The sequence below is a fragment of the Pseudomonas sp. ok266 genome, assembly GCF_900110195.1.
Lineage (GTDB): Bacteria > Pseudomonadota > Gammaproteobacteria > Pseudomonadales > Pseudomonadaceae > Aquipseudomonas > Aquipseudomonas neuropathica.
In genome coordinates, this window is record NZ_FOCU01000020.1 from 1 (window position 1) to 13,498 (window position 13,498).

Annotated in this window: 15 protein-coding genes; 9 read left to right on the plus strand and 6 right to left on the minus strand. The window is 57.3% G+C overall.

The window, feature by feature from the left end:
• Positions 1-101 precede the first annotated feature (101 nt).
• Positions 102-1,301, minus strand: a complete 1,200-nt coding sequence (gene tyrS, locus BMY54_RS28385) for a tyrosine--tRNA ligase (RefSeq protein ID WP_093441830.1) — start codon at positions 1,299-1,301, stop codon at positions 102-104.
• Positions 1,302-1,513: 212 nt separating this feature from the next.
• Between tyrS and BMY54_RS28390 the strand changes: the two genes are divergently transcribed.
• Both BMY54_RS28390 and BMY54_RS28395 read left to right on the plus strand, forming a co-directional pair.
• The gene (locus BMY54_RS28390; RefSeq protein WP_093441835.1) at positions 1,514-2,932 is read left to right on the plus strand and encodes a peptidoglycan DD-metalloendopeptidase family protein; all 1,419 of its coding nucleotides are present in this window, start codon (positions 1,514-1,516) and stop codon (positions 2,930-2,932) included.
• A gap of 3 nt (positions 2,933-2,935) precedes the next feature.
• A complete protein-coding gene (locus BMY54_RS28395) occupies positions 2,936-4,027 on the plus strand; it encodes an anhydro-N-acetylmuramic acid kinase (RefSeq protein ID WP_093441839.1) in 1,092 nt (363 codons plus the stop codon).
• Positions 4,028-4,098: 71 nt separating this feature from the next.
• Here the strand turns inward: BMY54_RS28395 and erpA are convergent, their stop codons facing one another.
• Together erpA and argC are read right to left on the minus strand one after the other, a co-directional pair.
• On the minus strand, positions 4,099-4,449 hold the full coding sequence (erpA, locus tag BMY54_RS28400) for an iron-sulfur cluster insertion protein ErpA (protein WP_008077999.1): 351 nt from the start codon (positions 4,447-4,449) through the stop codon (positions 4,099-4,101).
• 168 nt (positions 4,450-4,617) lie between these two features.
• A complete protein-coding gene (gene argC, locus BMY54_RS28405; RefSeq protein ID WP_034155112.1) occupies positions 4,618-5,652 on the minus strand; it encodes an N-acetyl-gamma-glutamyl-phosphate reductase in 1,035 nt (344 codons plus the stop codon).
• 133 nt (positions 5,653-5,785) lie between these two features.
• On the opposite strand from argC, the gene hemJ reads away from it, so the two are divergent.
• The 6 genes from hemJ to coq7 all read left to right on the plus strand — a co-directional run bounded on the left by hemJ (position 5,786) and on the right by coq7 (position 10,335).
• Complete coding sequence (gene hemJ, locus BMY54_RS28410) at positions 5,786-6,214, plus strand: protoporphyrinogen oxidase HemJ (protein WP_034155111.1); 429 nt, start codon at positions 5,786-5,788, stop codon at positions 6,212-6,214.
• A 33-nt stretch (positions 6,215-6,247) separates the two neighbouring features.
• Positions 6,248-7,219, plus strand: a complete 972-nt coding sequence (locus BMY54_RS28415) for an NAD(P)H-dependent flavin oxidoreductase (RefSeq protein WP_093441844.1) — start codon at positions 6,248-6,250, stop codon at positions 7,217-7,219.
• Between the two features lie 75 nt (positions 7,220-7,294).
• Positions 7,295-8,245: a DUF805 domain-containing protein gene (locus BMY54_RS28420; protein WP_093441849.1), complete on the plus strand. Its 951-nt coding sequence runs from the start codon at positions 7,295-7,297 to the stop codon at positions 8,243-8,245.
• A gap of 61 nt (positions 8,246-8,306) precedes the next feature.
• On the plus strand, positions 8,307-9,095 hold the full coding sequence (locus BMY54_RS28425) for an SDR family NAD(P)-dependent oxidoreductase (RefSeq protein WP_093441854.1): 789 nt from the start codon (positions 8,307-8,309) through the stop codon (positions 9,093-9,095).
• 57 nt (positions 9,096-9,152) lie between these two features.
• The gene (locus BMY54_RS28430; RefSeq protein WP_003228789.1) at positions 9,153-9,491 is read left to right on the plus strand and encodes a histidine triad nucleotide-binding protein; all 339 of its coding nucleotides are present in this window, start codon (positions 9,153-9,155) and stop codon (positions 9,489-9,491) included.
• Positions 9,492-9,687: 196 nt separating this feature from the next.
• On the plus strand, positions 9,688-10,335 hold the full coding sequence (coq7, locus tag BMY54_RS28435) for a 2-polyprenyl-3-methyl-6-methoxy-1,4-benzoquinone monooxygenase (protein ID WP_008077993.1): 648 nt from the start codon (positions 9,688-9,690) through the stop codon (positions 10,333-10,335).
• A gap of 111 nt (positions 10,336-10,446) precedes the next feature.
• Here the strand turns inward: coq7 and speD are convergent, their stop codons facing one another.
• Together speD and BMY54_RS28445 are read right to left on the minus strand one after the other, a co-directional pair.
• Positions 10,447-11,241, minus strand: a complete 795-nt coding sequence (speD, locus tag BMY54_RS28440; RefSeq protein WP_093441859.1) for an adenosylmethionine decarboxylase — start codon at positions 11,239-11,241, stop codon at positions 10,447-10,449.
• A gap of 237 nt (positions 11,242-11,478) precedes the next feature.
• Positions 11,479-11,901: an OsmC family protein gene (locus BMY54_RS28445; protein WP_016772921.1), complete on the minus strand. Its 423-nt coding sequence runs from the start codon at positions 11,899-11,901 to the stop codon at positions 11,479-11,481.
• A gap of 238 nt (positions 11,902-12,139) precedes the next feature.
• On the opposite strand from BMY54_RS28445, the gene crp reads away from it, so the two are divergent.
• Positions 12,140-12,784 carry a cAMP-activated global transcriptional regulator CRP gene (gene crp / locus BMY54_RS28450; protein ID WP_093441863.1) on the plus strand — a complete coding sequence of 215 codons (645 nt, stop codon included), beginning with the start codon at positions 12,140-12,142 and terminating at the stop codon, positions 12,782-12,784.
• A 9-nt stretch (positions 12,785-12,793) separates the two neighbouring features.
• On the opposite strand, the gene BMY54_RS28455 is transcribed toward crp, so the two are convergent.
• Complete coding sequence (locus BMY54_RS28455) at positions 12,794-13,495, minus strand: lipoate--protein ligase family protein (RefSeq protein ID WP_093441866.1); 702 nt, start codon at positions 13,493-13,495, stop codon at positions 12,794-12,796.
• Positions 13,496-13,498 lie beyond the last annotated feature (3 nt).

Sequence of the window (13,498 nt, forward strand, 5' to 3'; positions counted from 1 at the left end):
CATAACTCATTGAATCTCAAGGAGTTTTCCGTTTCGACTGCGCCGGAAGTGGGGCGAATTATAGACATCTGAAATTCGCCGTCAACACTTATTTTCAGAAATCACTCAGATTTCAGTGTGATACGCGCAAACGCCTTCTTGCCAGCCTGACAAACGTGGGTCGCGCCCAGTACATATATAAAGGAGCGATCAACGACTGCACCATCGATGCGCACACCACCAGACGCCAACAGATCACGCGCTGCCGCCGAGTTCTTCACCAACCCTGCCTTATTAAGGACAGCAGCGATCGGCATATCCTCAGTAGAGGCCAACTCGATCTCTGGCAGATCATCCGGCAACTCGCCATCTTTCATACGGTTACCCGCCGCACGATGGGCATTGGCAGCAGCCTCTTCGCCATGGAAGCGCGCAACGATCTCTTCAGCCAGTTTGATTTTGACATCGCGCGGATTAGCACCCGCCTCAACATCAGCGCGCAGTGCATTGATCTCATCCATCGAGCGAAAGCTGAGAAGCTCGAAGTAACGCCACATCAATGCATCCGGAATCGAAACCAGCTTGCTATACATGACGCCCGGCGCTTCCTGGATACCGACGTAGTTGCCCAAGGATTTGGACATCTTCTTCACGCCATCCAGACCTTCGAGCAGCGGCATGGTCAAAATGCATTGAGCCTCTTGACCATAACCACGCTGCAACTCACGCCCCATCAGCAAGTTGAACTTCTGATCGGTACCACCCAGCTCGACATCCGCCCGAAGCGCAACCGAATCGTATCCCTGCACCAGCGGATAGAGGAACTCGTGAATAGCGATTGGCTGATTGGTGGTGTAGCGCTTATCGAAGTCGTCACGCTCAAGCATGCGCGCCACGGTGTACTGAGAGGTCAGGCGGATGAAGTCCGCCGGCCCCATCTGGTCCATCCAGGTGGAGTTGAACGCAACTTCGGTTTTCGCCGGATCAAGAATCTTGAACACCTGCGTCTTGTAAGTCTCGGCGTTTTCCAGAACCTGCTCGCGAGTCAACGGAGGACGCGTAGCACTCTTGCCGCTCGGATCACCGATCATTCCGGTGAAGTCACCTATAAGGAAGATAACCTGATGCCCCAGCTCCTGGAACTGGCGCAGCTTATTAATAAGCACTGTGTGACCCAAATGCAGATCAGGAGCGGTCGGATCGAAACCAGCCTTGATACGCAGCGGTTGGCCGCGCTTGAGCTTCTCGATCAGCTCGGACTCGACCAATAGTTCTTCCGCACCACGTTTAATCAGCGCTAGCTGCTCTTCAACCGACTTCATAACAGACCCGCAAGGCTCAGATTCAAAGGGAACCAACCATACAAGATCGTGCACCAATTACAAGTTTTGCCCGGCGCACGGACACCAATCCACAAACGCGGCGTCTGCAGACTTGCTTCAGAGATGATTTGGTTATATTTTATACAGTTATTTCATCTTCATCATGTCATTCATCTTTTCCAATTCATCTTTTTTCAAAGTCAAAATTACTTATGACCACAGAACCGTCTAAAGCACCTCCGCTTTACCCGAAGACCCACCTGCTCGCCGCAAGTGGAATCGCCGCCCTTCTCAGCCTGGCACTCCTGGTATTCCCTTCCAGTGATGTTGAAGCCAAAAAGACGACCCTGAGCCTTGAACTGGAAAGTCCTGCTGAACAGCTGACACAAGATCAAGACGCCGCTGACGCAGCTCAAGCCACAAATGAGCCCGTAGCTTCGCCATTTGCTCAAATCGAAAACAGTAGCGAAAACACCCCGCAAACCGCAGAGGCTGCACCTGCGCCAGCCGCCGAAAAGCCAAAAGCGCCTGGCCATCGCGAGGTCATTGTTGCCAAGGGCGATACCCTGTCGACCCTGTTCGAAAAGGTCGGCCTGCCTGCCGCCTCCGTTCACGAAGTCCTGGCCAGCGACAAACAAGCCAAACAGTTCAGCCAACTCAAGCATGGCCAGAAGCTCGAATTCGAATTGACCCCTGACGGCCAACTGACCAGTTTGCACAGCAAGGTCAGTGACGTCGAAACCATTACCCTGACCAAGAATGACAAGGGTTATGCCTTCAACCGGGTTACCGCAAAACCAACCGTTCGAACTGCTTACGTCCATGGCGTAATCAATAGCTCGCTCTCACAATCAGCAGCCCGTGCCGGTCTCTCCCATAGTCTGACCATGGATATGGCCAGCGTCTTTGGCTACGACGTCGATTTCGCTCAAGACATCCGCCAGGGTGACGAATTCGATGTGATCTACGAGCAGAAAGTGGTCAACGGCAAAGCCGTCGGCACCGGACCTATCCTGTCCGCTCGCTTTACTAACCGCGGCAAGACCTACACCGCCGTGCGTTACACCAACAAGCAAGGCAACAGCAGCTACTACACCGCTGACGGCAACAGCATGCGCAAGGCGTTCATCCGTACTCCGGTGGATTTCGCCCGCATCAGTTCGAAGTTCTCAATGGGCCGCAAGCACCCGATCCTCAACAAGATTCGCGCCCACAAAGGTGTTGATTACGCTGCGCCGCGCGGCACGCCAATCAAGGCTGCCGGTGACGGTAAAGTGTTGCTGGCCGGACGTCGTGGTGGCTACGGCAACACGGTGATCATCCAGCATGGCAACACCTACCGCACGCTGTACGGCCACATGCAAGGCTTCGCCAAAGGCGTGAAGACTGGCGGCTCCGTTAAGCAAGGCCAAGTCATCGGCTACATCGGCACCACCGGCCTCTCGACCGGCCCGCACTTGCACTATGAGTTCCAGGTCAACGGCGTTCACGTCGATCCGCTGGGACAGAAGCTGCCAATGGCTGATCCAATTGCCAAAGCCGAACGCGCTCGCTTCCTTGCACAGAGCCAGCCGCTGATGGCGCGCATGGATCAAGAGAAAGCCACCATGCTGGCTTCGAGCAAGCGCTAAGTCATGGCCCTGTATATCGGCGTGATGTCCGGAACCAGCCTCGACGGTCTGGACATTGCCCTGATCGAACAGACTTCGGCGATCAAACTGGTCGCCACCCACTACATCCCCATGCCTGAATCCCTGCGCGCCGAGCTGCTTGGCTTGTGCGCCAGCGGTCCTGACGAAATCGCCCGCTCGGCAATTGCCCAGCAGAACTGGGTGACACTCGCGGCGCAGGGCATTCATACCCTCCTCGATCAGCAGCGACTCAAACCGCAAGACATTCGGGCGATAGGCAGCCACGGCCAGACCATTCGCCATGAGCCTGCACGCGGTTTCACCGTGCAGATCGGCAACCCCGCTCTGCTGACCGAACTGACCGGTATCACCGTAGTCAGCGATTTCCGCAGTCGCGATGTGGCGGCCGGAGGCCAAGGCGCTCCGCTGGTACCTGCATTTCATGAAGCGTTATTTGAAGAGCGTACCGGTAACCAGGCCGTCTTGAATGTCGGCGGCTTCAGCAATCTGAGTCTGATTGAGCCGACCAAACCTGTAGCCGGTTTCGACTGCGGCCCCGGGAATGTGCTGATGGACGCCTGGATTCACCAGCAGCGCGGCGAAAACTATGATCGCAATGGCGACTGGGCTAAAACAGGTTCAGTCGAGCCGACACTGCTAAACGCACTCCTCAGCGATCCGTTCTTCGTCACCAAGGGGCCGAAAAGTACCGGCCGAGAAGTGTTCAACCTGCCCTGGCTGGAACAACATCTCTCGCACCTGCCAACCTTTGCTGCCGAGAACGTGCAAGCGACGCTGCTTGAGCTGACCGCGTTGACGATCATTGAATCTTTGCAAAACGCTCAAACCGATACTCAGGAACTGTTGGTCTGCGGCGGCGGCGCGCACAACGCCACGCTGATGAAGCGTCTGGCCGAGCTGCTGCCGACCACCAAAGTCGCCAGCACTGCCACTCACGGCGTTGACCCGGACTGGGTCGAAGCCATGGCCTTCGCCTGGCTGGCCCATTGCTGCCTAGAAGGCATCGCCGCCAACCGCCCAAGCGTCACCGGCGCACGCGGGCTGCGGATACTTGGCGCTATCTACCCTGCTTAAAGATTAAGCACAGCAAAACGCCGCAGAACCGTGAGGCTCTGCGGCGTTTTGTTATCTGGAGCGAGGAGCGATCAGATCGAGAACGAAGACCCGCAACCACACGTCGTGGTGGCGTTCGGGTTCTTGATCACGAAACGCGAACCTTCCAGACCTTCCTGGTAGTCCACTTCAGCACCGGCCAGATACTGGAAGCTCATCGGATCCACCACCAGACTCACGCCTTCGCGCTCGACGATGGTGTCGTCCTCGGCCACATCTTCATCGAAGGTGAAACCGTATTGAAACCCTGAACAACCGCCGCCCGTAACGAATACGCGCAGCTTCAAGCGATCATTCCCCTCTTCATCGACCAGGCTCTTCACCTTGTGCGCGGCACCGTGGGTGAATTGCAAAGCCGTGGGGGTGAAGGATTCGACGCTCATGCTGACTATCTCCCGGCGTTACGCCGCCATAATGCGTGATGACGCGCATTATCCGCTTGTCCGAGAAAATCGGTCAACTATTGTTACGGTATATCAATAAACCCGACGAGCTGTTCAGAATGCAAAAAGGCCCGCTGAACGGGCCTTTTCGCTGTGCTGCTTAAAGTGTTACGGCAGCATACCGGCGTGGGACAGACCGAAACGCTCGTCCAGCCCGAACAGGATGTTCATGTTCTGCACCGCTTGACCCGACGCACCTTTGACCAGGTTGTCGATCACCGACAGCACCACCACCAGATCGCCATCCTGCGGACGATGAACGGCGATACGGCACACGTTGGCACCGCGCACGCTACGGGTTTCCGGATGGCTGCCGGCCGGCATTACATCGACGAACGGTTCGTTGGCATAGCGCTTTTCAAACAGCGCCTGCAGATCCACTGAGCGATCAACCACGGTCGCGTAGAGCGTCGAGTGAATGCCACGGATCATCGGAGTCAGGTGCGGAACGAATGTCAGACCGACATCCTTGCCCGCTGCGCGACGCAGGCCCTGGCGAATTTCCGGCAGGTGACGGTGACCTTTCACCGCATAGGCCTTCATGCTTTCTGACGTTTCGGAGTACAGCGAGCCGACAGCCGCACCGCGACCGGCACCGCTGACGCCGGATTTGCAGTCGGCGATCAAGCGCGAAGTATCCGCCAGACCAGCCTCGAGCAATGGCAGGAAACCCAGCTGCGTAGCGGTTGGGTAGCAACCCGGTACCGCGATCAGGCGAGCCTTCTTGATTTGCTCGCGATTGACTTCCGGCAGACCGTAAACCGCTTCATCCAGCAACTCCGGTGCGCCGTGCGGCTGACCGTACCACTTGGCCCACTCTTCAGCGTCTTGTAGACGGAAGTCTGCCGACAGGTCGATGACCTTGGTGCCCGCCGCGAGCAATTCACCGGCCAATGCGTGAGCCACACCGTGCGGTGTAGCGAAGAACACTACGTCGCAAGCGCCGAGGGTCTTGATGTCTGGGACGCTGAAGGCCAGGCCGTCGTAGTGTCCGCGCAGGTTCGGGTACATGTCAGCCACGGCCAGACCGGCCTCGGATCGGGAAGTGATCACTACCACTTCTGCCTGCGGATGCTGCGCCAACAGACGCAGCAGTTCGACACCGGTGTAACCCGTGCCGCCGACGATACCGACCTTGACCATAACCTGCCCTCAAAGAACCCACTGGAAAGCCGTCGATAATAGGGGCCGCGCGGCCCTGCGACAACCGTCAAGGTGACGTGCGGACGCTCAAGCCTCTACTATCCGGCTTACCGTGAACCTGGAATAACTAAAAATGCTCTATCTATGGATCAAAGCTTTTCACATTGTCAGCATCGTTTGCTGGTTTGCCGGGCTGTTCTACTTGCCGCGTCTGTTCGTGTATCACGCGCAAAGCGAAGACACGATCAGCAAAGAGCGCTTCAGTGTCATGGAGCGCAAGCTGTATCGCGGCATCATGGGTCCGGCGATGATTGCGACGCTGATCTTCGGCGGCTGGCTGATTTACCTCAACCCGAGCATCTTCAGCATGGGCGGCTGGATTCACGCCAAACTGACCCTGGTCGTCTTGCTGATCGGCTACCACCACATGTGCGGCGCGCAGGTAAAACGTTTTGCCCGTGGCGAAAACACCCGCAGCCATGTCTTTTATCGCTGGTTCAATGAAGTGCCGGTTCTGATATTGCTGGCTATCGTAATTCTGGTCGTGGTCAAGCCGTTCTAACTTCAACAAGTACAGATCCTTGGGGTGTTCATAATGTCGCTGCCCGCTTTGCTCGAACAACGTCTGCGTCTGCCTGTAGTGGCGGCGCCGATGTTTCTGATTTCCAACCCTGAGCTGGTGCTCGCCTGCTGCCGTAATGGCGTGGTCGGCAGTTTTCCTGCGCTGAACCAACGCGAAAGCAGCGGATTCAAAGCCTGGCTGGAACAGATCGAAGCGGGCCTGGCGACACTGGACAACCCGGCGCCGTACGCGGTGAACCTGATCGTGCACAACAGCAACCCGCGCTTGCAGGCAGACCTGAACATCTGCGTCGAACACAAAGTACCGATCGTCATCACCAGCCTCGGCGCGGTGAAGGAGTTGGTCGACGCGGTACACAGTTATGGCGGCCTGGTCTTCCATGACGTCACCACTCGCCGACATGCCGAGAAAGCGGCCGAGGCGGGTGTCGACGGTTTGATCGCCGTGGCGGCCGGCGCCGGGGGGCATGCCGGGACCTGGAGTCCGTTTGCGCTGATTGCCGAGATCCGTCAGTTCTTCGATAAAACCCTTCTGCTTGCAGGATGTCTTAACCACGGGCATGAGATTCTCGCCGCACAGCTGCTCGGCGCGGATCTGGCCTACTTCGGTACGCGATTTATCGGCACCACGGAAAGTCATGCGCCCGACGCCTACAAGGAGATGCTGCTGACAGCCAAGGCGTCCGACATCATCCATACTCCAGCGGTCTCGGGAGTGCCGGCGAGCTTTATGCGGCAGAGCCTGGAAGCGGCCGGTTACGACATGGCCGCTCTGCAAGGCAAAGGCGAAGTGAATTTCGGTGACAAGCTCAAGCCAATCAATGATGAAGCCAAAGCCTGGAAGACTGTGTGGTCGGCCGGACAAGGCGTCGGACAGATCGATGACCTACCGAGCGTAGATCAATTGATCGCACGGCTGGACGCTGAATACCGGAAAGCCCAGGAACACGCAGCACAATTGCCAAAACGCTGGCCGCGCGAATAAAACCGGGCCAGTCGACTCAAGACTGGCCTTACACTGACGACCTTTCAAACCATTCGCGACAAGGATGCCTCGGCCATGAGCGAACCCCGTTACAAGATCGTATTCGACGGTGCTTTGCAGCCCGGTGTCGATATCACTACCGCCAAGCTCAATCTGGCTGATCTTTTCAAAAGTGAAGTGGCCGCCATCGAACGCCTGTTCAATGGCCGCGCCGTAGCACTCAAACGCGACCTGTCCCACAACGATGCACAGGCTTATCTACAAGCTCTGAGCAAAACCGGGATTGATGCACGCATTGAAGCAGAGACGGCAATCGAACTGAATCTATCGGACGTCCAGGAACACTCCACTGTGGTGGCAGAACCGGACTCCCCGTATGCACCGCCTCGCGCCAATGTGGGGGAAAATCTTCCGGCGTTCGCCACGCTCAAGCCGTTCAGCGTCGAAGGCCGCATAGGTCGCCTGCGTTTTCTGGCATGGACGATGGTCCTGAGTCTGGTGACCCTGCCCATTGTCGGCGTGTTCGCCCTGCTGGCTCTGGGTCTGGTCAGCGGCGACTCCACCACCGGCCTGATCATCGGCGGAATTTTCGCGTTCTTCCTGTTTATCGCCTTCCTGATTGTCAGCATTCTGTTCAGCGTCCAGCGTCTGCACGACATTGGCTGGTCCGGCTGGCTCTGGCTGCTGAACCTGGTACCGTTCGTGGGCAGCTTCTTCCCGCTGGTGATCATGGTCGTACCGGGCAACACCGGCGCCAATCGCTACGGCCCTCCCCCGCCGCCAAACAGCACCGCCGTGAAAGTGCTGTGCTCCCTGTGGATCGTGTTCTTCGCACTGATTTTTGTCGGTGGAATGCTCGGCGGCATCTCAGCCATCCAGCAGGAATATGAAAGCAATCTGGAAAGCAGCTACGAAAGTGGCTCGGTGACCACTGACGAAGTCGAAGTAGAGGTCGAAACGCCTGCGGATTCCGCCGACGAGGCAGCCGAAGCGGCGCAGGCCCCTGTAGACTCTGCGAAAGAATGAACAGCGCTCCCCGCCGTGACACCCGCGTCGCCGGCGCGGAGCTGTTGCGATGGAGAATTGCATGACCCGTTACGCACTGATCACCGGCGCCTCCAGCGGCATCGGCCTGGCCATGGCCGAAGCTCTGGCCCGGCGTGGCCGCAGCCTGATTCTGGTGGCCCGACAGCGTGATCAGCTCGAAAGCATTGCGATCGAATTGACCCAGCGTTTTGGCGTCGAGGTACTGTTCCGCGCCTGCGATCTGGGCGAGCCATTGCGTCTGTCCGGCTTCCTGCTGGAACTGGAAGAAGGTGACCGACAGATCGACTTGCTGGTCAATTGCGCCGGCATCGGCACCTGCGGCCCGTTTCTCGCACAGGACTGGATGACCGAGCAGGATCTGATCGAAGTGAACATCCTTGCCCTCACCCGTCTCTGCCACGCCATCGGCAACAGCATGGCGCTGCAGGGTGGCGGGCAGATTCTCAATGTCGCCTCGGTGGCCGCCTTCAATCCCGGCCCATGGATGAGCACTTACTACGCCAGCAAGGCGTATGTGCTGCACTTCTCCGAAGCCTTGCGGGTTGAACTGAAACAAAGTGCGGTGAAGGTCTCGGTACTCTGCCCCGGCCCGACACGCACGGCATTTTTCCGCACGGCGCAGTTGAACAGCGACAAACTCAAAGACAGCAAGTTAATGATGAGCCCAGAGGAAGTTGCGCTGTACACCGTACGCGCCCTCGACAAGAACCGCGCAATCATCATTCCCGGACGACGCAACCGCTGGTTCGCGTTCTTGCCGCGACTGGGCTCGCGCTGGCTCAATCGCACCATCGTCGGTATGGTCAATAAAGCTTACTGCCCGCGCTGAAGAAACCGGATTCAACGCGGTACACTCGATTCAGCCCAAACAGCGGAGAAAACAGCAGTGGATACTCTGTTCACCAAGATCATCAACCGGGAAATCCCGGCCAAGATCATTTACGAAGACGACCAGGTTCTGGCCTTCCATGACATCGCCCCTCAGGCACCGGTGCATTTCCTGGTGATCCCGAAAAAACCGGTGCGCACCCTCAATGACCTGACCGAAGATGACAAGGCATTGGCCGGGCACATCCTGTTCACTGCGCAGCGTCTGGCACTGGAACTGGGTTGCGAAGAAGGTTTCCGCGTGGTGATGAACTGCAATGAAAAAGGTGGGCAGACCGTCTATCACATTCATATGCACGTACTCGGTCAGCGTCAGATGAACTGGCCACCGGGCTGATTCACGACAAAAACTGTGGGAGCGAGCTTGCTCGCGAAGGCGTCGGCAGATTCAAAACCTCCATTGCCTGACACTCCGCTTTCGCGAGCAAGCTCACTCCCACAAAAAAGCATGACCGCGCAGCAAATGACCCAACGCAAACCTTCCCCGGCCGATTCGGTTAAACTGGCCGCCGAGATTTTTCCCGGAGGTCAGCATGACTACCCAACGTCACTACTCGCCGATTGACCGTCTTCTGCTGCAAGCCGATGCTGCAATGCGTACTCTGCTGCCCTTCAGTGGCCAGCCGTACCGTCCGTCGCCGGCGATTTTGCAGCCGGACACGCAGATGAGCGACGAAGACACCCGCCACGTCGCCGGCCTGATGCGTATCAACCATACCGGTGAAGTCTGCGCCCAAGCGCTGTATCAGGGGCAGGCGTTGACCGCCAAGCTGCCTCAGGTGCGCGAGGCCATGGAGCACGCCGCCGAAGAAGAGATTGATCATCTGGTCTGGTGCGAACAGCGTATTCATCAGTTGGGCAGCCATACCAGCGTTTTGAATCCACTGTTTTACGGGATGTCGTTCGGGATCGGCGCAGTGGCCGGGTTGATCAGCGACAAGGTCAGCCTTGGATTCGTCGCGGCGACCGAGCATCAGGTGTGCAAGCACTTGAATGAACACCTGGAGCAATTGCCGGCCGAGGACGAAAAGTCCCGGGCAATTCTGGAGCAGATGCGCATAGATGAAGAACATCATGCGGAAAGTGCGCTGGAGGCTGGGGGTTTTCGGTTTCCGGCGCCGGTGAAGTTCGGGATGAGTATTCTGGCCAAGGTGATGACCAAGAGCACTTATCGAATCTGAGATCTGTGTAGGTGCTGAATCGCGAGCAGGCTCGCCCCCACAGGGTGCTTTGTTCCAGCAATAAAAAAGGCGACTGTCCTGAAACAGTCGCCTTTTTTGTACCCGGGAATCTTAGGTCGGCATGTTGCGTGCGTAGAAGATTTCGAGCATTTCGTGTTTCACACGGTCGGTCACCTGAACGCGCTGCTCGGAGGACAGATTGCTGGTGGCGTCGCCGAACAGGTAGTTGTCCAGTTCGAAGTTCTTCAGCAGCATTTTGGTGTGGAACAGGTTTTCCTGGTACACGTTCACGTCAGTCATCTGGTACGCGTCGCGGGTGTCTTCAGAGAGGTAGTTCTGGATCGAATTGATCTCGTGGTCGATGAAGTGCTTGTTGCCTTCAACGTCACGGGTGAAGCCGCGCACACGGTAATCTACAGTCACGATGTCCGAATCGAACTGGTGAATGAGGAAATTGAGCGCTTTGAGCGGTGAAATGACACCACAAGTCGACACATCGATGTCCACACGGAAAGTTGCAATACCGTCGTCCGGATGGATTTCCGGGTAGGTGTGCACCGTAATGTGACTCTTGTCGAGGTGGGCCAGGATAATTTCGGGCAACGGACCCGGCGACTCTTCGATCTGGCTTTCAGTCGGAGTTACCGGCTCTTCAGAAATCAGAATCGTGACGCTGGCGCCCTGGGGTTCATAGTCCTGACTGGCAATGTTCAGGATGTTGGCACCAATGATCTCGACAACTTCTGTGAGAATCTGCGTCAGGCGTTTCGCGTTGTACTCTTGATTGATGTACTCGACGTAAGCCTGCTGGTCTTGCGGGGTTTGCGCGTAGCAGATGTCATAGATGTTGAAGCTCAAGGTCTTTGTCAGGTTATTGAACCCGTGGAGCTTGAGTTTGCTTTTCACCGTTAAAAACTCTCTATGTATGCGGCCCGGCCGCGTGATCAAGCATGCCCGTCAAGTGCGAACGACGCACCTGCGTAGGACGGTTAACACCTCTTCGCTATGGCGATTTTGGTTATCTGTTCAAGCGGCTGATCCGTCGGCTGACCGATCACTGCCCTGAAAAAAGTGGCGCATTATGCAGACCTCAACGAGTGATCGTCAGAGTCTGCACTGCGTTTATGATAGTTGAATGTCGGTTCAACCGAGTTCGACGATTTCGTAGTCGTGGGTGATCGCCACGCCTGCCGCGCCAAGCATGATCGAAGCGGAGCAGTATTTCTCGGCGGACAGTTCAATGGCGCGCTTGACCTGAGCTTCTTTCAAGCCACGGCCCTTGACCACGAAATGCATGTGGATCTTGGTGAACACCTTCGGATCTTCGGTCGCGCGCTCGGCGTCGAGAAAGGCCTCGCAGCTTTCAACGGCCTGACGGGATTTCTTCAGGATGCTGACCACGTCGAAGTTGCTGCAACCGCCGACACCCAGCAGAAGCATTTCCATCGGACGAACACCCAGATTACGACCACCGGCGTCCGGCGGACCGTCCATCACCACGACATGACCGCTACCGGATTCGCCGAGGAACATGGCTTCGCCAGCCCATTGGATGCGTGCCTTCATCGCCCAGACTCCACTGTAAAAAAAAGGGTCGCCAGCTTAGCACAGGGCTTTGCCCGGACAGCGAGCAACGTTCCTAGGACACGATGCCTCCGCGCTGTAGGTAATTTCTCGAATTTGCGACGAAGTGTCTGTTAAGCTGGCGCCAATTCGCTGGCGCCCATGCCAGCCCGTGTAGCGACCGCCTTCAGCGCCTCATAAAAAATCAAACATCACCGTGCAGTCTTTTCGGGATACAACCATGGTTGCTATTACCCCCACATCCAAAATCAAGAATCTCGACAAGCTGTTGATGCATTGCCAGCGCCGTCGCCATGCGGCCAAGAGCAACATCATCTGTGCGGGCGATCGCTCGGACACGCTGTACTTCATCATCAAGGGTTCTGTGACGATCCTGATCGAGGATGACGACGGTCGGGAGATGATCATCGCTTACCTCAACGCCGGGGATTTCTTTGGCGAACTGGGCCTGTTCGAGCAAGCGGGACAGGAACAGCAACGCAGCGCCTGGGTGCGGGCCAAGGTCGAATGCGAAACAGCGGAAATCAGCTACGCCAAGTTCCGCGAATTGTCGCAGCAGGATCCGGACATTCTTTACGTACTCAGCGGACAAATCGCACAACGTCTGCGCAACACCACGCGCAAGGTCGGCGATCTGGCGTTCTTCGATGTAACCGGCCGAGTGGCGCGTTGCCTGCTGGAACTGTGCAAACAACCGGATGCGATGACCCACCCGGACGGCATGCAGATCAAGGTGACCCGTCAGGAAATCGGCCGGATTGTCGGTTGTTCGCGGGAGATGGTCGGTCGCGTGCTCAAGGATCTTGAGGAACGCAACCTAGTCGATGTGAAAGGCAAGACCATGGTGGTCTTCGGTACGCGCTAAGCCCGAAAGTCAGGCGTTGTAGATCTGCGCCAGCATCAAACGAAACAGTTCATCGAGACGCGCCAAAGCCCCGGGCGCGTTGAACTTTTCATGCAGGCCAATGTGGCTCTCCGCCCGCACCCGCTGCTCCAGGCCGCACGCTTCATTGAAACGATTGACCGCCGCGACCATCGAGTCGCGCTCGTTATCCATCAGCATCGCACCGTGCACCAGGCCCACCGGACGTTGCCCGCCCTGACTCTGGCGCCAGCGCTGGGCCGTGCCGACCATTTTGCGACCGTCCAGATTGACGTTGAAGCGACCGTCGCAGAATGCACCGTCGATTTCGCCAAGTGATGACGTGCCGCCCAACTCCTCCAGCAACTGACAGATCGGATCGCAGAGACGGTGGTAGCCGGTTTCGATGCGGTTCAGGTCGCCTTCGCTGCGTGGTGGCGCATAGACCAGGGCGATGTTGATCGTCGCCGCTGATTGCGGGACGGGTTCGCCACCGGTTTCGCGTAGCAGGACGGGCCAGCCAGCGGCGGCTGAGACTTCGCAGGCGTGGTCGAACGTGGCGAGGCGATTGAGGCGGCGAGGCATGACCAACGCACGATCGCTGGGTTGCCAGAATAGAAGGCCGAATTCTGCATCACCGGCGCAGACCGAGGCCAGCAAGTCTTGTTCGGCTTGCAGACCGGCGTCGATGGTCAGGGAGGTTGGCAGCGACATAAC